The following is a 20875-nucleotide window of genomic DNA, read 5'->3' as shown; positions in this document are numbered from 1 at the left end:
TTAGATCAAATTTAACTACCAAACAGAATGAAGCAAAAAAGAAAGATTATTAATTTAACCCTTGCCCTGTTCATATTTGGAATTATGGGCCTAACTGGATGTAAAGAGTCGGGAGAAGAGACTAAACCAATAGCAACGGCCGATATTATTATCTATGGCGGTACCTCTGCTGCCATTTCCGCAGCGGTAGAAGCAAAGCGCTCCGGAAAATCGGTTATTGTGGTTTCCCCGGATATCCATTTGGGAGGCTTGTCATCAGGTGGCTTGGGCTATACGGATACAGGTGACAAAAGTGTGATAGGGGGTCTGGCCAGGGAATTTTACCACAGGGTCTGGCAACATTACAACACTACTGAAGCATGGAACTGGCAGAAAAAAGAGGAGTACGGGAACAAAGGCCAGGGTACTATTGCCATGGATGGTGAGAACAGGACCATGTGGATTTTTGAGCCCCATGTAGCGGAAAAAGTGTTTGAAGATTTGGTGGCCGAGGAGCAGATCCGCGTAGACCGCGATGAATGGCTGGATAGGAAAAACGGGGTACAGATGAAGGATGGGAATATAGTTTCAATTACCACCTTGTCAGGTAAAAAGTACTCTGGGAAAATGTTCTTGGACACTACTTATGAAGGAGACCTTATGGCCGCGGCAGGCGTAAGTTATCACGTGGGCCGTGAAGGTAAAGAGGTATATGGTGAGGAGTGGAACGGGGTTCAAACCGGGGTCTTGCACCACAAACACTGGTTTGCGTCAGATATATCCCCTTATGTAGTGCCGGGCGACCCAAGCAGCGGCCTCCTTCCTAGGGTTTCGGGAGAGGACCCAGGCGAAAAGTATAGTGGAGACGATAAAATCCAAGCCTATTGTTTCCGTATGTGCATGACCAATCATCCTGAAAATAGGATTCCTTTTCCAAAACCAGACAATTATGATCCCTTGAATTATGAACTCTTGGCCAGGGTCTTCGAAACAGGAAGAAAGGATTGGTTCGAGAAATTTGATGCCGTCCCCAACCATAAAACGGATACCAACAACCACGGACCGCTTAGCAGCGATAATATAGGTATGAACTATGATTACCCAGAGGGAAGTTACGAAAGAAGGAAGGAAATCATAGAGGAGCATGTAAATTACCAAAAAGGCTTGCTTTGGTTTGTGGCCAACGACCCCAGGGTCCCAGAGGACATACAGACCGAGATGCAAAAATGGGGATTGGCAAAGGATGAATTTACTGATAACGGTAACTGGCCACACCAGATCTATGTTAGGGAAGCAAGGCGGATGATAGGGGAGTTCGTTATGACGGAAAATGAACTATTGAAGAGAAGTCCTACCCCAAAACCAGTAGGAATGGGATCTTATGCCATGGATTCCCATAACGTGCAGCGCTATGTGAAACCAGATGGTTTTGTCCAAAACGAAGGGGATATAGGGGTAAGTACCAAAGGGCCTTACTCTATTTCCTATGAGACCTTGGTGCCAAAAAAGGAAGAGTGTAAGAATCTCTTGGTGCCGGTTTGTTTATCTTCCAGTCATATCGCCTTTGGATCTATACGTATGGAGCCAGTGTTCATGATCTTGGGGCAATCGGCTGCCGCGGCAGCAGTGCTGGCTATCGATGAAAATGCCGTGGTACAGGAAGTGGACTATGATAAATTAAGGGGCGTCCTGTTGGCCAAGGGGCAGATTTTGGAAAAAAAATAGGACTTGTATTATTTTATGATACAATATTTTAATTATTAAAACCTATAAGAAGTAACAGAATGATTTATTCCAACAGATTAAAAAATAGATGTTTATTAATTCTCTTGTTAATATTCTGGGTATCTCCCTTATTTTCCCAGGCTCCAAAAGAAAAACAGGAAAGTTTGGAGGCATTGAATTTTGTTTTTGAAGGAGGTAATGAAGATTATAAATGTTTTCGTATTCCCGCTGTAGTTACAACCAATAATGGCACATTGTTGGCCTTTGCGGAAGGTAGAAAAAATGGTTGTAGTGATACCGGAGATATTGATCTGGTAATGAAACGGTCAACGGATGGTGGAAAAACCTGGGGCAAATTGGAAGTGCTTTGGCACGATGAGGGAAATACCTGTGGAAATCCTTCCCCTGTAGTGGATAGGGTTACAGGGAATATTTTCTTATTGTCTACCTGGAATTTGGGAACGGATCACGAGTCGGATATTATTGACCAAAAGAGTGGGGATACTAGAAGGGTTTTTATTTTGAAATCTACCAATGATGGTAAAAGTTGGAGTAAACCAAAAGAAATTACTTCGGATGTAAAATTGCCCAATTGGACATGGTATGCCACAGGTCCGGGGTCTGGGATCCAAATTCTAGGGGGCAAATACAAGGGTAGGCTGGTGATTGCATGCGATCATATTGAGGCTGTTACCAAGAAATATTACTCCCATGTTATTTTTTCCGATGATCATGGGAGCACATGGGAGTTGGGAGGAATTAGTCCTCGGGATCAGGTTAATGAATGTGAAGTGGTGGAACTTTCAGATCATAGTCTAATGTTGAATATGCGCAATTACGATCGAAAAATGGTTAGTAGGCAATTGGCCTACAGCAATGACGGCGGTGAATCTTGGAAAGACATGCACCATCATGAAGCGCTGGTTGAGCCTATTTGTCAGGCCAGTACCTTGCGTCTGGACGTAGAGGAGCAGATATATGTCCTTTTTGCCAATCCTGCCGATGATAAAAAAAGAGCAAATATGACGATTAGGCTAAGTAAGGACGATGGAAAATCTTGGCCCTTTGCCAAACAAATTTATTCCGGCCCTTCGGCTTATTCCGATTTAACCGCTATGGATGGAAAAAATATTGGTATCTTTTACGAAGGTGGCCAAGAAAGTGCTTATGAAGGCATAATTTGGGAGACATTGAGCCTAACGGAACTTTTGGAAAAGTGAAACAGTATACTTGGACAAATATCCAGTTCCAATTAATTAAGTGTTCAGTAGTTACGGTAGCCGCCCTTAAAGCGAAGCAATAGAAGGAGTAAAATAAAAAAAGCCCTTGAAAATCAAGGGCTTTTGAGGTGGTGCCTCCAGTACCACTTCTGCCTTAATGCTGATTAATTTTGATTTATTAGTATTGTCTAATAGAGTTAACATTATTAGGAGTTAACGGAGTTTTTCGATTAATTAGAGTTTATCTGAATTCCAATTCGTTCGTCGAAAATAGCACCCTTATTAGCACCCTTGAGTAGTTTAATCCCTATATTTGTGGAAAGATTATACTATGGCAATTGTAGAAAGGTCAAAGGGGCGGATACGATTTGCATTCAAGGATGCACTGAAAGAATTGGTTAAGAATCCTAAAAAGGAATCCTTGTTGATGTTACATTTTAGCTATGGAAAACTGAGATTTAAATACTCGACAGGGTATTCTTCATGCTATAATGACTGGGATTATCAAAAACAGCGAGTAAGGAATAAGGCGCATCTCATAAATAGTGGTTATGTAAATGATTTATTGAACACCCTTGAAACCGAATTATATAAGACGGTAAGTGCTATAGAATCAAGGCAGGGTATTATCAATAAAGAAGTATTACGACGGAAGTTGGATGAAATAACCAATAAAACACAAGAAGAAGAAATTAGAGAATTATCCTTTTATGAGTATATAGATAAGTTTTTAGACAGAAAGGAAGGAAAGATTGCAAAGGTCACACTTCGTTCCTATAAACAGACTAACAGGCTATTAAAAGAATATAATAATGCTTTGCGATTCGAGGATATTGATATTGATTTTTACTATGGTTTTTTGGAGTTTTTAGAAAATGATGATAAGTCTTTAAATACAATTGGTAAACATATTAAGAATTTAAAGTCATTTTTAAATAGTGCTACCCAAGATGGGTTAAATAAAAACTTATTTTATACCAATAGTGCTTTTAAAGCCCCCAAAGAACAGACAACAGCAATATATTTAGATGAACTGGAGTTGAAAAAAATGGCTGATTATGATTTTTCGGGTTATCGCAATTGGGGTCATGCCAGAGATATATTTCTTATAGGGTGTTATACAGGTCAAAGGGTGAGTGATTACAATGGGTTGACCAAAGCCAACTATCTTATAAAAGATGGTGTACGATTCTTTAAAATAAAGCAGAAAAAGACAGGAAGGGAAGTTTTTTGCCCTATAACACATGAAACACAGGCGATTCTATCAAAATATGATAATAACCCACCTCCTAAAATGAACGAACAGGATATCAATGAGTTTATTAAAGAAGTTGGTCGTAAAGTTGGTCTAAATGATATGGTTAGCAATTCATATACAAAAGGGGGTGTAGAGCATGTTGATGAAGTCATGAAATACAAACTAATCGGTACGCACACCGCTAGACGTTCTTTTTGCACTAATATGTATAAAAAAGGAATGTCCATTTATGATATTATGCACTTTAGTGGTCATTCTACAGAAAGGGAGTTCTACAAATATATCAGAATTGAAAAGGAGCAAAGAGCAATAAAAATTGCTCAAAGTGGTTATTTTAATCTGGCTTAAACATATAGTAACATTGGATAAATCAAAAGCAAGTGTCTATCAATTTCCGTCATCTAACGATTATAGAATTACAGAAAATCAATTACTAGGTAGTTTGTTTACTATACCTAGTGTCTTTTTTTTTGAAGGGTGGTTGTTCAATTACTTTTTGACGCAGTCCGCCCCATCAATAATGGGTATATCGGATAGATTCGGTAACCCACCATTCTATAAAAGAAAGATTGTTGATGAAGTTTATACTCTTACTAAAGAGGAAATAAGTTTTGTTAATAATGATAAATTAGCTAAGGAAATAGATTATTTGTTTGAACGATTTCATTTAGAATTGAGAAAATCCCATCTGTTTTTCGTTAATAAAAATGATTTTGATTTAGTGCATACCTATGCACGATGTATATACTATTTAAAAGGAAGTTTAGAAGTAAGCCCATACAAAGAAGGAAGGATAATTGCACCTAGTTTAGATTGGAATAGTCTTTTAATGCGTGTTAAAAGGAGTACCACTGAATTGATAGCGGAGTTGGATTGGAGAATAAGTAGATTGAATCCCAATAACTATCTAGTTTGTAATCTTACTGATGAAGAGTTGAAAACCTTTTTTGATGCCATTTTGGCCAATACTTTTAGGTTATACGATTCGAAGTCATTTGTTGCAAATTTTGATAAAATAAGTCAAAAATTAATTCCTAATTATTTTCATAAAGACACAACTGCGGAAGACCTGTTTAAGTTGTTCAAGGGAGGATTGCAAATTTTTGCCAATCCATTAATTTGGGTAGGGGCTACCAATTCATTAAGCTATTTTCTGCGACAGTTGAATGCTAAAGAAAAGCTTCTAAAGCATACTTATTTTCAAACAGCTGAAAAATTATTGTCAAATAACAATGGGGAGTTATTTTCTGGACTCAAAAATAATAAAAGCGTTCCTGCAAATGCTATTGAAATAGACGCAATAGTTGATCTCTTCTAATTTGCTCTACTCCTTTGTACTCCAAAACAGATTCGTTTTACGCTCATATATTAGCAGATTGAATTAACTGCTACTCCTTGCTACTCCTTAGTTTTCTATTCGATTTGCTAAACCTAATTTCGTAATAAATTATTAAAATAATTACTATGAAAAAACAGTTTTTAAGTCGGCAACAAGTCGCAGAGATGTTAGGCATCTCTTTGGTAACATTACACAACCACAACAAGAAGGGAATTCTAAAACCCACACATAAAATTGGGAGAAAACCGCTATATCTTTTAGAAGACATAATGGAGAAAATTCAATTGTCTAATTATAAAACTATAACCTAGATATGGATTTTATAAGATTTTATTTGTTGGACAAGGAACGTTTTGACCATACAACAATTACAAATGAAAAAACGAAATTAATGTCAATTTATGACATAGTTACAGGAGAGGCCAAAGAATACCCTAAATCTGGACGATTCCACAATATGGAAATTAAAATGACAGAAAATTATAGTTATATCAAAGGGAGTTTACATAAAATGTACAACTCCTATTGTCTGAGGGGGATGCAAAATTATAACGATTTTGATTATTGCCAAACCCTTGATTCAATTGAGATACTATGTTCTGAACTGAATATTAAGCCCCAGTATACGAAATTAACAAATCTAGAATTTGGGCTTAATATTCCATTAAGTTATGATCCAAAAGTATTTATAGAGAATAGTCTTTTGATGTTTGATTTTGAAGACCATAATGTAAGTGAAAAATTTAATAATAGAGGCGATTATAAGGAATTTAGAAAAAGTGATTATTCGATTAAGATTTACAATAAATCTAAACAATACGGATGTAAGGATTTTATATTGAGAGTAGAAGTTAAAATTATAAAGAAAAGAGTTTTAGAAAGATTGGGAATATTTTCGTTGGCAGACTTAAGAGACATTGAGTCTTACTATAGTCTTTATGGCTTTCTTGTAGATCGTTTCAATAAACTTCTGATAGTTGATAGCCAAATAATGAGAAACGCCCTTAAAACAGGGCAAATAAATATGCTAAAGAACTACACAAATCCTCACTATTGGATAAACCTTAAACAGCGGGTAAGTACTAATACATATTATAAGAGGAGAAGACAATGCCATGAATATTTAGATTCATTACAGTTGAATAAATCCAAAAGCGAGATTATGATACTTCTAAAAAATAAATTTATACATTTAATGAACTGTTATGGTCATTCATATCCAATGACGGCTTAGGGGAGAATGTAATATATAATACATGTTACTTTTTATTCATCTGTATTATCTAGATGGATTAGTAACTGTTATTAATAGGTAAATAATTTTTATATATCTATGCCTTTTCTGTTGTTATAAGATTGTTTAATAATGTAGTTAATTATAAATTTATCGGTATTGGTTGTTCCACTCAATCAAAATTTATTGATAACAAATAAGTCAGTGTTTCATGGAGCCTCTTTCTACGTCAGTTATATTAAAAGGTATTGGTATTGCTCTTAAAATACCTCAAATTGTATCTCAGTTTCACACAGGTAATTTGGTGGCGGATGAGTTAGACAAAACTTTTGAAAAGGCATTAAAAAGTTGGGCTCCCAACGAAAGTATTCGTAAACGGAAAAGACAATTTGTCAAGCAGAAAGTAGAAAAATATTTGGAATTCGATAGTGACATAGACTTAATTGAAGATAGGGAATTTAAAAGCTTTTGTGAAAACTATGCAAAGCATTTAGCGGCTCATAGTGCGGCATTTAATTATGTTTCAGGAATAAGATCAAATACTAATTTTGGTATCATAAATTCTCAACTCGGGACGATTAAGGATGATAACGTGGTCATACTTCAGAAAATATCTGATATGGCTCAGATGTTAGAGAATAACCTTCCTTCTAATGGTGGGAAGTTGGAGGAAGAGTGGAAAAGACAAATTGGAGCATATAAAGAAAGTATTTCCAAATTCAAGCCAAAAACGGCTCTGGATTTATTAAATAAAATGGAAGAAAGCTTCATATTCCATAATGTTAAACCATCCAATAACTTGCTTTCAACTTTAAATTTTTTAAAAGCCCAGTGCTTCGGAATGCTTGGTTCTGCCACAGAGATGTACGAGTGCAGTATTATGGCGCATAGTTTAGGCAATACTTCCATCGAAGTGATTGAGCGAGCATGTTATTCATACGCTAAAACCAATAATTTTAGTGAAGCTAGAAAACTGATTCTTAAATTAAAATCAATTGACGAATATAATCCAACAGCTTGGGCTACAGAAGTTATATTATCTGGAGATTTGAATCTTGCCGAAGTATTTTCCAAAATCCCACATCAAGTTATTCAAAATTTAGACTTTAAAAGGATAGTCTACTTTAATATTATCGCAAATTCAAATTTTGAAGTCACAGGTGAGCTATATCAGAAATATAGAATATTTCCAGAAACCAAATATTTTGAAACCTTTCCAAAAGTTACTTTAGAAAATTATAAGAATTGGTATTTTATTATCCAGACCGTTTTGTCTGAATTATTTAGGAGTACTATTATTAATTCACAACCAAATCCTAAAACAAGATCAAACCAGATTAAATTGTTGAATGGATTTCTAAATCATTTTTTAGAACAGATGTCTTCTGCCGAAATGCAAAAGGATATAAATCGGTTATATTTTTTTTATTGGTTCACAGAGTTTTCCATAAATAAAAAAAATGACCCTGTATTTAACATGAAAATTGCATATTCAAAATTGAAGGAGCGTGATAGATTTGTGACAATTTTAATGGTGAATTCGTTATATAAAATTAAGGATTTGGACGGTGCTATTGAAATTGCTGGTGATCAAAATAATGGGGATATAGATTTATTAAATATTAAAGCACTTTGTGAGCTGGAGCGTGAATATTATGAGGATTATATTGTCACAGTAAAGGAGTTGTTGTTGTTAATAAAGCATGTAGATTTAAACAATGCGGAATTGGTATTTAATATAATTCATATGTTGAGTTTAATACAAAAACTTGACGAGTTTGACGAAACCCTTTTTGTAGAATCAAAAAGTTATGAATTGGATTTTTTAAGAAAGTTTATTAAGTGCTTTATCGATTTCGAAAAGGGTAGGTTAGATTCGGAGCAATTCGAATTCCTTCAATCTATAGAGGAGCCATTACTTAAATCTCAATCAATTATTCTATTCTATTTACCGTTCATTTATTATAAAAGTGAAAAGTATGATTTAGCTAATGAGGTTTTTTCCAAATATGTATCCGAGGAATATGAATCAAGGGATTTATACTATTATATTTTAAGTTTAGAAAAATCATGTGGTAATCATAGTAAGCTATTATATCTGCTGAAAAAATGGCGTGTTTCTTTTCCTTTTGATGATATGCTTCTTGGGATAGAGGCTGATTTAAACAGGCAACTTCCTAATTGGATTGAGTGTAAAGAAATCTGTGAGTACTTTTTAGAGAATAAAAAAGATGATGAGGGGTTTATGACATTACAGTTAATTGCATTGAATGAAATTAATCCTAAAAAATTTAAAAAAGAGATAGCTGAATTAGCGGAGTTCCTGCAGAATTATGATTTTAAAATATATCAACATGTTCGAATCGTTAGTAGCATTTTAATCGAGAATGAATTTTATGAGGAAGGTTTAAAGTTAATTTTCAATGCAGCTTTCAAAACAGAAAATATACAGGCTCGATTGGATTTTATTTTTTCTACTATTAAAATACCCAGTGGAATTATTAAAGAATTTGAAGTAGTTAAAAAGGGGTGTTATGTAAAATACATATTAGATGGTAAAACTAATTTTGTAAAAATTCAAGAGGGTAATGATTTAGCAGATAAGTTATTGGGACGAAAAGTAGGTGATACAGTAAGTATGCAAAGACCAATCGTTAACACACTTGAAACGATAAAGGTTGTTAGAATAATGGATAAGTATCTTTACCTGCATGATTTGATATTAGAGGAGGTAAAGTCAAATCCATATTCTGGCATTCCACTGCAGTCATTTGATTTCAAAGATGGCACCATTGAGGGCATGCATGAAACATTTAAAAGCCTTTTTGGGGCTAAGGGAACCATTATTAAGGATGAAACTGAAAGTGCTCTAAAAAAGTATTACAACTATGAACTTTCATTCACTGAGTTGATAATTCAGGTTTATTCTTCAAATTATATTGGCGGCTATTTTGACTTAGTTTTGTCTCGTGACGGGATAGTTCAATTGCCCATAACTATGTATCCTTCTGAACATGATTATGAAAGAAAAGAATTTGTAATTGACTTTAGTTCATTAATAATACTTCAAAAGATTTCAGAGAAATTGAAAACAAACTTCCAAAATAAATTCTTTATTGCAAAAGGGAGTGTAGATTTTATTAGGGGAGTATTGAAAAGAGAAATTACGGAACCGAAGGAAAAGATGAGTCTAAGAATTACACATGATGAAGTCAAGCCTTATCTCCATTCGGAAAATGCCACTAACAGTAATATCGAGTATCTTAATAAACTACTCAATTGGATAAAATTGAATTGTATTGAATCGGTTGTGGAAAGTAAATTGGATATAATCAGAAAATTAAAACATCCAATCGAAAATGAAATATTCGATACAATAATTATTGAAAATTATTCATTGGCAATTGAAAATGAAAACAGAATCTTGATTACTGATGACACGTTCTATTTGAAGTTATTTCCGTTGAATTCATTAAGGAACATAAGTTCAGAAATATATGTGAAGTCTTGTGAGGGTAAAGAAGGTGATTGTCTGAGTTCATTTATTGAAAACAAGTACATTGGATTTACGGTAGATTCTAAGATGCTTTTTAATGAGTTTAAAAACAAATTGAAATCCAAACCAAATAAATATGATCATTGTGTGCATTGCATATCCTTGAGCTTGTTGCCAGGAACGGAGACTATTCGAACAGCTGTAAATTTTTTAAAGCAGATTAATTTAAAGTGCCATTTGACTGATGATAAGTTTCAGCAAGAAGCAACAAAAGTGTTTTTCTATTTGCTAAAAGGTCAAATTGAAATGAAATTATTTCGCATAACCGATAATACAATAAAGCAAGAATTTAAATTGTTAGGTGCTAAATTAGATTTGGTGTATGAAAGTTATTTAAGGGCAATTGAAATTATTGGTATGAGTGCCAACAATAAAGCCTCTCTGCCTTAATGTTAATACTAGAATAATGAAGAATATAGAGAGTTTTTATAATGAGGTTTCATCCTATTTTGTAACAAAGAATTTAATAAGCCTTACAGATAACGGCTACGTCTTTGAAGATTCAAATATTATGGAATTCTTATCATTGAAAAAGGAGAATCCAAATTTCCCAAAGCTTGAAAAGAATAAGGTTTTTAATGATTTACTGAATTGTAATAATGACCTTAAATATTTTGTTGCATCTTTATATTGTTATCTTCCATATATAAATAATCCCCTCAATGAATGGACAATGTTTGAAGGGGAAAAGCTTTTTACTTATAATCAAAAGGGTTGTGATTGGCTCTTTTCAATGAACGTTAGTTGCAGTTTCGAAAAATTGTATAATTTTTGGGATAGAATAGGTGATGTTTTAGGATATTATCTGGAGGTGGATTTGGCGGAATATCAAATGAATTTTGCGAAATGTATTGATGAGTTAAATAAAAGGCCAGAATTGCAAAATAATACTAATTTTCTGGAACTGAAGGAATTTCGTCATGGTGACTTTGTTGAATTTAACAAGCATCGTAAAGAAATAGTTCATTATTATCAGTTTGAAACTACATTTAGGGATGTTCTTGAAGAAAACTGCCGAGATGAAATTAAGATTAAAGAGCTATGGGAATGGAAGAAGAATATGCCAGATTACTTCAAAAATCACCTACATATGTCCTGTAAAGCATTTGTTAATGTGTTGCAATTAGCTTTAGACTGTGATAAATAAAGTTTTTGGATTTATTCGGATTGCCATGAAATGTATTCAATTGGCTGTTTCATTTCGAAAACGTTTTCCATCCTGAACTTAGATTGCATAGAAAGATATCTTGAATTTTATCTTGTTTTGTATTAATAATGTATGCAAATTCAGGAACATGACGGTGGGCATGAAATTCGTAAGTTGAGTGGCCTATAACACACATCTCACACTTCCCTTTAGTCATTTTTATTTCTTTAGCGCCCCGTTGGACAGCCCAATCAAATTGCTGTTTTAAAGAAATCAAAAAACGGTACTTGTCAATTTCGTCGAAATACTGGTCTTCAGCTATTAAAGGTTCGATTATCGAGGCATCTAGCCTAATGCAGGACTCAATAAAGCTATCAACAATTCTTTTTGCGCAATCACCTTTGGCCGCAACTTCCTTTACTTTTAATTTAATTAGTTCCATATCGAATTTTAATTGCTAATTATGCCTTCAATATTGGAAAATAATAATGGTAATCCTAATTACGGAATATATATTAGATCAACGGCAATGGTTTATGAATTAAAGGATGTTTTATGCCATTAAAGGATATTTAATTGTTCTTTAAATTTGAAGATTGATATCTGGATACTTCGGTTCGTTTTGTGCCACCCATTTCGGAGTTATAGTGCCAGGCATTTCGGTTTGAACTGTGCCACTTTTAGTCTGCGGCCCGATCCGTTTCGGTTCGTTTTGTGCCAGTGATTTCGGTTCTATCCGTGCCACCTTTGTCGGGAACGGGACGTATAACGTTTCGTTTTGTGCCACTTTGAAAGATCAAGTAACAATTACCTTGTCGCTTAAAAACAAGCGATATGGCCAATACACTTGATCCAATGGACCTGAAACAGATTATTTCTTTGCACCTCGATGGGCTGAGCAACCGAAAGATAGGTGCAACCCTGGGGATATCCCGTAATACGGTAAATACCTATATGCGCCTTTTCGTGGCCTGCGACCGTTCCCTTAAGGAACTGTTGGCCCTTGACAATGGGGCCCTGGAGGCCCTCTTCCCATCCCATACGACCATAGACAATGAGCGCTACGAAGAGCTCATGCGGTCTTTTGAGGGAATCAACAAAGCTAGGAACCATCCCGGATTTACCTTCCTCCACCATTACCGGGATTATGTGCAAACGGCCAAGGACCCCTATGGCTATACCCAGTTCCTGGAACATTACCGTCGCAAATATGCCAAGGCCAAAGGTTCGATGAAGCTCGAGCACGACCCCGGCAAGGAACTGTTCATCGACTTCGCGGGCAAGAAGCTCCATATCGTCGACAGGGCCACAGGGGAAGTAATCCCGGTGGAAGTGTTCGTGGCCATCCTTCCCAATAGCCAGTATACCTATGTGGAGGCCTGCAGGAGCCAAAAACGGGGAGACCTGATCGCTTGTTGCACCAATGCCCTGAACTATTACGGTGGCGTGCCCAAGGCCATCGTATCGGACAACCTGAAATCCGCGGTGACCAGGGCCAGCAGATATGAGGCCGATATCAACCGGAGCTTCAAGGATTTTGCACGCCATTACAACTGCGCCATAAACCCCGCCCGGGGGTATTCCCCGCAGGACAAGGCCCTGGTGGAGAACGCCGTGCACCTTGCCTATCAGCGCATCTATTACCCGATACGGGAAATGGTGTTCTTCTCCCTGGCCGACCTGAACCGGGAGATAAAACGCCTGTTGGGGGCCTATAACGATCTATTGTTCAAACGAAAGGAGGCCAGCCGCAGGGAGCTGTTCCAATCCGTGGAACGGGAATACCTCAAGCCCCTGCCCGGGAGTGCGTACGAGCTAAAGGATTACCGCAGGGCCAAGGTCCAGAAGATGGGCTATGTATACTTCTCCCCGGACAAGAGCTATTACAGCGTGCCCTACCGTTATATCGGAAAGGAGACCACCATCCACTATACGGGTTCCATGGTGGAGGTGTACTACCACCAGCGGCGGATCGCGCTGCACGGGCGCCATCCGGAAAAAGGCAGCTATAATACCAATAAAGAACACCTTAGCAGCACCCATAAATACTACAGTGACTGGAGCCCGGAGTTCTTTAAAAGGAAAGCGGCCCGCCATGGCGACCATGTACTGGGCTGTGTGGAGGAAATACTTGCCAAGGGGGACTATCCGGAAATAGGATACAAAAGGGCAATGGGAGTCATACAGCTCCATAGGGCCTATGGCTCGGAACGCCTGGACAATGCCTGCAAAAGGGCCCTGCAGGCGGATGCCGCCACATATATTCGTATCAGGAACATACTGAGGAACAATTTGGACAAAAGCTCCCTGTTCTACCGGGACCTCGAAGAGGACAAGAGCCACATCCCGGACCACGGGAACATACGTGGCGCCTCCGCTTATCAATGATGATTAACTTAAAGCCGATATATTATGAACAATGAACAGACAATCGAAAAATTGAAACAGATGCGCCTTACGGCCATGGCCCAACTGCACTTACAACATGTAAGGGACAACGCCGTGGCCGACATTACCGCGGACGAATACCTGGCCCTGCTCACGGACCACCAGTGGGAGGACCGCCAGAACAGGAAGATCCAACGGTTGTTGAAACAGGCGGGGTTCGCTCAGTCCGCCAACCTGGCCGAGGTGAACTATGCCCAACAGCGCAACCTGGACAGGAACATGTTCGCGCGCCTGGGAACCTTGGATTTTATGGCCCGGAAGGAAAACATCATCCTCACCGGGGCCTCTGGAACGGGCAAGAGCTATCTGGCACAGGCACTGGGGCACCAGGCATGTATGATGGAACACAGGGCCATATACGCCAATACGGCCAGGCTCCTCAAAAGACTGAAACTCTGCAAAGTGGACGGTACCTATCTCAAGGAACTGGACAAGATCCTGAAAACGGACCTGTTGATCCTGGACGACTTTGGGCTGCAGAGCTTTGACAACCACGCCCGGGAGGCCCTGATGGATATCATCGACGACCGTTACAAAAAGGCCTCCACCATTATAGCCTCCCAGATACCCGTATCCGCGTGGTATGATATTATAGGGGAAAGTACCATTGCGGATGCCATATTGGACAGAATCGTGAACTCCTCACATAGGTTGGACCTAAAAGGGGAAAGCTTAAGAAAAGGAATTATAAAAAACGTCTAACACATTTTTTTTGTATTATTGAAAGATCTTTCAAAGTGGCACTGTTTGACCGAAACAGGTGGCACCATCACTCCGAAATAGCCAATATCTGTTTTCCTTTCCTGAGGTATTGGAAAAAGACTATTTATTTATCCAAAACTGATGAGCATTTGGATGTAGTAATACATTGTATTACAATTTACTCAAATTACGGGATTTGAAACTAGTAAAAAAATTTAGGATTTTTTAATAATTCGGTTTTGATAGTAGGCTCTGTTACAACTTATGAAGGTACCCCCTAGCTAAAAGTTTAAAATTTGATCCTTTTTTTAGGTACCCCCTTGGTTCTAGAAAAAATACTAACTGAAATGTCCTGAAGAATAATAAATATAATTCGTAATTTGTTTTTAGTTGCAGTCAAAAAAGAGTTAATAGCACCCTTGCGAGCACCCTATATAACGGAGAAAACCGCAATATCTTGTATGTCAGATAAATGCGGTTTTTCTAAGTGGTGCCTCCAGGAATCGAACCAGGGACACATGGATTTTCAGTCCATTGCTCTACCAACTGAGCTAAGGCACCAAATGCTGTAAGCGGGTGCAAATATAAATTCAATTTTAGGATATACAAACAAAAATGAAAAAAAAGGTTTTTGTTTTTTAAAGTTTTTTGATCTTTACAGTATGAACTTGATTGTAGATGTGGGTAATTCCCTAGTAAAAATGGCGGTTTTCGATAATGGTAAAATTATTTCCTATCGAAAAATTCCCAATGCGGATTATGCAAAAAATGTTAAATCTATTTTTGCCGAGTACGTTCTCATTCAAAATGCCATTGTATCCAACGTAGGAGGCATGAGCCATGAGGAAATAGCCATGTTATGCGTTTTTTGTAAAGTTCATGTCCTGAGTCACACCTCCAAAACCCCCTTTAAGAATTCATATGCTACTCCCCAGACCCTAGGTGTGGACCGTATTGCCCTTGCAACTGCAGCCTTTTATCATAACCCCAAAGGAAATACCCTGGTCATAGATGCGGGTACCTGTGTTACCTATGATGCGGTTAACGACTATGGGGAATATTTGGGAGGGGCCATTTCGCCTGGAATAGCTATGAGGTACAAAGCTATGCACGAACAAACGTCCAAATTGCCCATGTTGAAAAAAAAGGCCATAATAGACTTTATTGGAAATAGTACTGAAACTAGTATGCATAGTGGTGTAATTAATGGAATTTGCAACGAAATTGACGGTACAATTGATCAATATAGAAGTAGATTTGTCGATTTAACAGTTATTTTAACAGGAGGTGATGCTCAATTTTTGTCAAAACGATTAAAAAATACCATATTTGCGCATTCTAAATTTCTCCTGTTGGGGTTATACCATTTGTTAGAATACAACAAGCGCTAGATGATCAAAAATTTTATTATTGCAATTTTATGCGTAACTTCGGTAGGCATATATGCTCAGAATAGTACTGCCTCCCCCTATTCTTATTTTGGTGTTGGGGATTTAAGGGCTACCGGCACAGTGGAGAATCAAATGATGGGCGGGTTGAGTGTTTATACAGATAGTATTCACATCAATCTTAATAATCCCGCAGCATACAGTAAATTGGGATTAACGACCTACACAGCGGGACTATCGCGTAAGGAGTACAGGTTTGAAAGTAACGATTCCAAGGAAAATGCCTCCATTTCAAATTTGGACTACCTGTCTTTAGGGGTTAATTTGGGCAAAGGCTTTGGTCTTGGTTTTGGTATTATGCCGTATTCCTCCGTAGGGTACAATTTTCTCTCCGAAAGAAACACCGACCAAGGACTTGTAACCGAATCGTTTAATGGAGAAGGAGGGTTGAACAGGGTTTATATCTCTGTAGGATATGAACTTTTCAAAAACTTTAGTTTAGGGGTAACCAGTAATTTTAATTTTGGGAACCAGAATACCAATAGTTATCAGACTATTGAAGATGTACAGTTTGGTTCTTTCAATAAGATTGAATCTAGAATTAAAGGCTTCGATTTTAACTTTGGAGCCAGTTTTACACCGGCCATAACAGAAAAACATACTCTTTTTACCAGCATTGTAGTAAATACCCAGGCCAATTTGGTTTCTGAAAATACTAGGACCATAGGTTCCTTCTCCACCGTTAGTGGTAGGGATATTGAAGTGACGGAAGTGGATTTGGAAGCTCAGGGCTTGGCACGTACAGGGGTGCAGATTCCAACTACCGCCACATTGGGGGTGGGTTATGGTCAAGATAAAAAGTGGTTTTTAGGGGCAGAGTACAGTTTTCAGGAGTTAAGCTCTTTTGAGAACGAACTTACACCCGCCAGTAATTTGGAATACCAAAATGCACAGACCTATAGGCTTGGAGGATATTATATTCCTGATTACACCTCTTTTACCAGTTATATGAAAAGATTGACCTACAGGGCCGGAGCAAAGGTATCCAAATCGGGAATAGTGGTAGATAATAAGGAGATTAATGATTTTGGCATAACTTTTGGATTAGGTTTACCACTGAGTAGTATGAGTCGTAGTCTTTCAAATATTAACATCGGCTTTGAACTTGGTAAAAGAGGAACCAAATATGGGGATTTAGTAGAAGAAAGTTATTTCAAAGTTAATGTGGGCTTATCTTTAAACGATAAATGGTTCATACCGAGAAAAATTAATTAAAAATTATTACTTTAACCACCTTAAAATAAACAGACAGATGAAAAAGAAACTCTACATCACAGCGATAGCCGCCATGGGATTTGTGGGTTTAGGGCATTCCCAAGCTCAAAACCCGGAGTGTATGACCAATCTTTCCATTTACACAGAGCATGTAAAAGTTAAGAACTATGAGGCTGCTTATACGCCATGGAAAATGGTATATGATAATTGTCCTACCTTAAATTGGGCCAATATATTATACGGTGAGCGAATTCTAAAGGATAGGCTTGAAAAATCCACCGGGGCAGATAAAACTGCCAATATTAATGCCTTAATGGAACTTTATGATAATAGGATGAAGTACTTTCCAGCCAAAACAGACGTTGCGGAGACCATTATAGATAAGGTATTGTTGAAGTACGATGAGAAAATGATTACCGATGAGGAAATCTACACTCAGCTGGACAAAGCCTTTACAGAGGATAAAGCAAATTTTAAAAACCCTAAGGCCTTATATTTATATTTCTCTAGCTTGGTAGATTTAAACAGCGCCGGCAAAAGGGAATTGGAGGAAGTATTTGAAAAATACGACAACATTACCGAAAAGATAGATGAAGAAAATGATAAGCTTACAGAGGTTATAACCAAACTTCTTCCTAAGGAAGATGCCGGTACATTGACCTCAAAAGAGAAAAAGCAATTGAGTTCTTATAACAGTTATTCTGAAAGCTATGGTAAAATAGCGGAAAGTATAGACAGTAAATTGGGAGCTTTGGCGAATTGTGAAAACTTAATTCCTTTATATCAAAAGAATTTTGATTCCAAAAAGGGAGATATTACATGGGTTAAGAGAGCTGTTGGTAGAATGTACAGTAAAGAGTGTACCGAAGATCCAATGTTCAAGAAACTATTTGAGGTGCAATTGGCCTTGGAGCCTTCCGCCAGTGCATATATGTATGGTGGTGCCCTTAAGAACAATGCTGGGGATACCAGTGGTGCCATTGCGGATTTCAACAAGGCTTTGGAGCTGGAAACCGATTCCAGGAAGAAATCCAACATCGCCTATAAAATAGCAACTAGCTACAGAAGAGGCAGTAAATCTACAGCAAGGAGTTATGCGCAAAAGGCTATAGATGCCAATCCTTCCAATGGTAAGGCCTATTTGTTGATTGCCAGTTTGTATGCCGGTAGTGCCAATGAATGTGGTAGTACTCCTTTCGAGAAAAGGGCTATCTATTGGAAAGCTGCTGAATTGGCCCGTCAAGCAGGTCGTGTGGATCCAGCTTTAAGTGGTAGGGCAGGTCAGGCAGCTGCAAGTTATTCAGCCAAGGCACCGTCTAAAACGGATATATTTAATTCCGGAATGGCCGGTAAAACAGTAAGTTTCTCTTGTTGGGTAGGTGGTAGTGTAAAAGTGCCCAACCTATAAGATGAAAAAAAAAGGTTTATATAATTTAAGTAGCATTGCCATAGTATTTTCTATGGCAATGCTTTTTTATTCCTGCGCAGACAATTATAAGAGGGTTGGAGACGAGGCAATAAAAAAGATATTTCCAAGTGCTGTTGCGGAGGAATTTACCTTAACTTATACGGAGACCGATGAACTTGAAAAAAATGAAGGGGTTGTTACTGCACATGTAATTGCTGTACTTAAAAGCCCCGTCAGTAATGAATTTGACAACCTGACTTTTCCTTATACAACTTTTCCCAATGGACTCATTTTGGAGTTTTTTGATGAAAAAGGAGAAAAGAATACGGTTACCGCAGATTACGGAATTATTTATTCCAGTACTAATTTAATAGATTTGCAGGGTAATGTGGTTATGGAATCCAGTGATGGTAAAAAATTGGAGGCACCGCAATTATATTGGGATAGGTCCAATGATTGGATTTTTACCCAACGGAAATTTAAATATACCAATCCGGAGGAAGGAACTATAATGGATGGTGAGGGAATGGACTTTAATAGGGATTTTAGTTTTTTTAATGCTAATAAGACCTATGGTTATATGAGTATAAAAGAAAAAAAGAATGATTAAGATTTTAAGATATACGGAATACCTTTATTTGGCTGTGGCGGTAGTATCCGTTTTTGAGGTTTATGAACAGTGGAACATAGATAGGCAAAGGGCCTATTTGTTTGTTTTCTTCGGAATTGTTTCCATAGGTATGTTTATTTTTAAGAAAACCTATAGAAAAAGGTTCGAAGAGCGTCAAAAAAACAATAAACAATAGTCTTGGAGGCATATATTGTCATTATCATTGTTATTTCATTGCTGTTTTCGGCTTTTTTCTCAGGAATGGAAATAGCCTTTATTTCTGCGAATAAAATTCACATAGAAATAGAAAAAAAGCAGGATGGGTTTTTGCCCAAAGTACTGACCCGCCTTACCAAAAAACCTTCCAAGTTCATTGCCACCATGCTTATTGGCAATAACATTGCCCTTGTGGTCTACGGACTTTTTATGGGAGATCTTCTTATGGGCCTATTTGCGGGAATCGAGTCGACCCCCGGTGGCTTTTTAAGTTTAATGCTTACCGATTTCAGTTTGGTGACCCAAACCGTTATATCTACCCTGATTATTTTATTGACCGCAGAGTTTTTGCCCAAGGTATTATTCCAGATCTACAGCAACACTATGCTTAGGTTATTGGCAATACCTGCCTATATTTTCTATGTATTATTTTCTGTAATTTCGGATTTCGTTATTTGGATTTCCGATATAATTCTAAAGGTGCTTTTTAAGACAGATGGGGACGAGGTGCAATTGGCCTTTAGCAAAATAGAATTGGGAGATTATATTACCGAACAAATGGAAGCTGTGGAAAAGGAAGATGAGGTGGATTCCGAGATACAAATTTTCCAGAATGCCTTGGAGTTCTCAGGAGTCAAGGCTAGGGAAGTAATGGTGCCAAGAACAGAGATTGCGGCGGTGGAACTTCACGAGACCCCTAAAAATTTGGCAAAGCTTTTTACGGAAACGGGCTATTCTAAAATATTGGTGTTCAAGGATACCATAGATAACATTATTGGTTATGTGCATTCTTATGAGCTTTTTAAGAAACCCAAAACCATCAAAAGTATCCTGTTGCCCGTAGAATTTGTTCCGGAAACAATGCTAATCAATGATATCCTAAATATATTGACCAAAAAAAGGAAGAGTATCGCGGTAGTTCTGGATGAGTATGGGGGCACTTCGGGAGTAATGACTGTCGAAGATATTGTGGAAGTACTGTTTGGTGACATAGAGGATGAGCATGACACTACAGACCTGCATGAGGAGCAGATAAATGATAATTCCTATAAGTTTTCTGGGAGACTGGAAGTAGATTATATTAATGAACAATATAAATTGGAGCTTCCGGAAAGCGATGAGTACGAAACATTGGGAGGCTTGATCATTAATGAAACCGGAGAGATTCCAGAAAAAAACTCCGAGATTAAGATCGGCCGTTTCCTTTTTGTGGTGTTGGAAGTTTCGAGTAATAAAATAGATATGGTATCCTTGGTGGTGCTTGACGATGAATAGGCATTTGAGGGATTTTTTTTGGTTTTTTTTAGTTTTTATTATTTCAAAAGAAAGTAGTAATTTCGCCTCCCGATAGTAACGGGATAAATTTAAAC

17 protein-coding genes and 1 tRNA gene are annotated in these 20875 nt (G+C 37.5%); 16 read left to right on the top strand and 2 right to left on the bottom strand.

Annotated elements, in window-relative coordinates:
* Window positions 1-27 precede the first annotated feature (27 nt).
* From U735_RS0119815 to U735_RS0119780, 8 genes are all read left to right on the top strand, one after another.
* A complete protein-coding gene (locus U735_RS0119815) occupies window positions 28-1704 on the top strand; it encodes an FAD-dependent oxidoreductase (protein ID WP_034248631.1) in 1677 nt (558 codons plus the stop codon).
* A 59-nt stretch (window positions 1705-1763) separates the two neighbouring features.
* A complete protein-coding gene (locus tag U735_RS0119810) occupies window positions 1764-2924 on the top strand; it encodes a sialidase family protein (RefSeq protein WP_034248627.1) in 1161 nt (386 codons plus the stop codon).
* Window positions 2925-3255: 331 nt separating this feature from the next.
* The gene (locus U735_RS0119805) at window positions 3256-4530 is read left to right on the top strand and encodes a tyrosine-type recombinase/integrase (RefSeq protein WP_031445477.1); all 1275 of its coding nucleotides are present in this window, start codon (window positions 3256-3258) and stop codon (window positions 4528-4530) included.
* Window positions 4531-4543: 13 nt separating this feature from the next.
* Window positions 4544-5500 carry a hypothetical protein gene (locus U735_RS0119800; protein WP_157365035.1) on the top strand — a complete coding sequence of 319 codons (957 nt, stop codon included), beginning with the start codon at window positions 4544-4546 and terminating at the stop codon, window positions 5498-5500.
* Between the two features lie 146 nt (window positions 5501-5646).
* Window positions 5647-5832 carry a helix-turn-helix transcriptional regulator gene (locus tag U735_RS26200; protein ID WP_031445475.1) on the top strand — a complete coding sequence of 62 codons (186 nt, stop codon included), beginning with the start codon at window positions 5647-5649 and terminating at the stop codon, window positions 5830-5832.
* 2 nt (window positions 5833-5834) lie between these two features.
* Window positions 5835-6755, top strand: coding sequence for a hypothetical protein (locus U735_RS0119790; protein ID WP_031445474.1), 921 nt, complete (start codon window positions 5835-5837; stop codon window positions 6753-6755).
* Between the two features lie 211 nt (window positions 6756-6966).
* Window positions 6967-10701 carry a PIN domain-containing protein gene (locus tag U735_RS0119785; RefSeq protein ID WP_031445473.1) on the top strand — a complete coding sequence of 1245 codons (3735 nt, stop codon included), beginning with the start codon at window positions 6967-6969 and terminating at the stop codon, window positions 10699-10701.
* Window positions 10702-10717: 16 nt separating this feature from the next.
* Complete coding sequence (locus U735_RS0119780) at window positions 10718-11458, top strand: Cthe_2314 family HEPN domain-containing protein (RefSeq protein WP_031445472.1); 741 nt, start codon at window positions 10718-10720, stop codon at window positions 11456-11458.
* A gap of 49 nt (window positions 11459-11507) precedes the next feature.
* On the opposite strand, the gene U735_RS0119775 is transcribed toward U735_RS0119780, so the two are convergent.
* On the bottom strand, window positions 11508-11900 hold the full coding sequence (locus U735_RS0119775) for a hypothetical protein (protein WP_031445471.1): 393 nt from the start codon (window positions 11898-11900) through the stop codon (window positions 11508-11510).
* A gap of 392 nt (window positions 11901-12292) precedes the next feature.
* Between U735_RS0119775 and istA the strand changes: the two genes are divergently transcribed.
* Both istA and istB read left to right on the top strand, forming a co-directional pair.
* Complete coding sequence (istA, locus tag U735_RS0119765; RefSeq protein ID WP_031442493.1) at window positions 12293-13846, top strand: IS21 family transposase; 1554 nt, start codon at window positions 12293-12295, stop codon at window positions 13844-13846.
* 24 nt (window positions 13847-13870) lie between these two features.
* Complete coding sequence (gene istB / locus U735_RS0119760; protein ID WP_031442494.1) at window positions 13871-14608, top strand: IS21-like element helper ATPase IstB; 738 nt, start codon at window positions 13871-13873, stop codon at window positions 14606-14608.
* A 488-nt stretch (window positions 14609-15096) separates the two neighbouring features.
* Here istB and U735_RS0119755 read toward each other — a convergent pair.
* Window positions 15097-15169 (bottom strand) — tRNA-Phe (locus U735_RS0119755).
* A gap of 101 nt (window positions 15170-15270) precedes the next feature.
* Here U735_RS0119755 and U735_RS0119750 point away from each other — a divergent pair.
* Genes U735_RS0119750 through U735_RS0119725 form a run of 6 tightly spaced genes read left to right on the top strand, consistent with a single transcriptional unit; the run spans window position 15271 to window position 20780 of the window.
* On the top strand, window positions 15271-15999 hold the full coding sequence (locus tag U735_RS0119750) for a type III pantothenate kinase (protein WP_031445469.1): 729 nt from the start codon (window positions 15271-15273) through the stop codon (window positions 15997-15999).
* The gene (locus U735_RS0119745; RefSeq protein ID WP_031445468.1) at window positions 16000-17271 is read left to right on the top strand and encodes a membrane protein; all 1272 of its coding nucleotides are present in this window, start codon (window positions 16000-16002) and stop codon (window positions 17269-17271) included.
* A gap of 37 nt (window positions 17272-17308) precedes the next feature.
* Window positions 17309-18679: a tetratricopeptide repeat protein gene (locus U735_RS0119740; protein WP_031445467.1), complete on the top strand. Its 1371-nt coding sequence runs from the start codon at window positions 17309-17311 to the stop codon at window positions 18677-18679.
* A 1-nt stretch (window position 18680) separates the two neighbouring features.
* Complete coding sequence (gene lptC / locus U735_RS0119735) at window positions 18681-19289, top strand: LPS export ABC transporter periplasmic protein LptC (RefSeq protein WP_031445466.1); 609 nt, start codon at window positions 18681-18683, stop codon at window positions 19287-19289.
* Window positions 19282-19485, top strand: coding sequence for a hypothetical protein (locus tag U735_RS0119730; RefSeq protein WP_031445465.1), 204 nt, complete (start codon window positions 19282-19284; stop codon window positions 19483-19485). The genes lptC and U735_RS0119730 overlap by 8 nt, the downstream gene beginning before the upstream one ends.
* A 2-nt stretch (window positions 19486-19487) precedes the next feature.
* Window positions 19488-20780 (top strand): hemolysin family protein, encoded by a 1293-nt coding sequence (locus U735_RS0119725; protein ID WP_083260695.1) that lies wholly within the window; start codon window positions 19488-19490, stop codon window positions 20778-20780.
* Window positions 20781-20875: the final 95 nt, after the last annotated feature.

The organism is Arenibacter algicola, from assembly GCF_000733925.1.
Lineage (GTDB): Bacteria > Bacteroidota > Bacteroidia > Flavobacteriales > Flavobacteriaceae > Arenibacter > Arenibacter algicola.
Note: the sequence above shows the minus strand (reverse complement) of the source record. Positions and strands in the feature narration are given on the sequence as shown.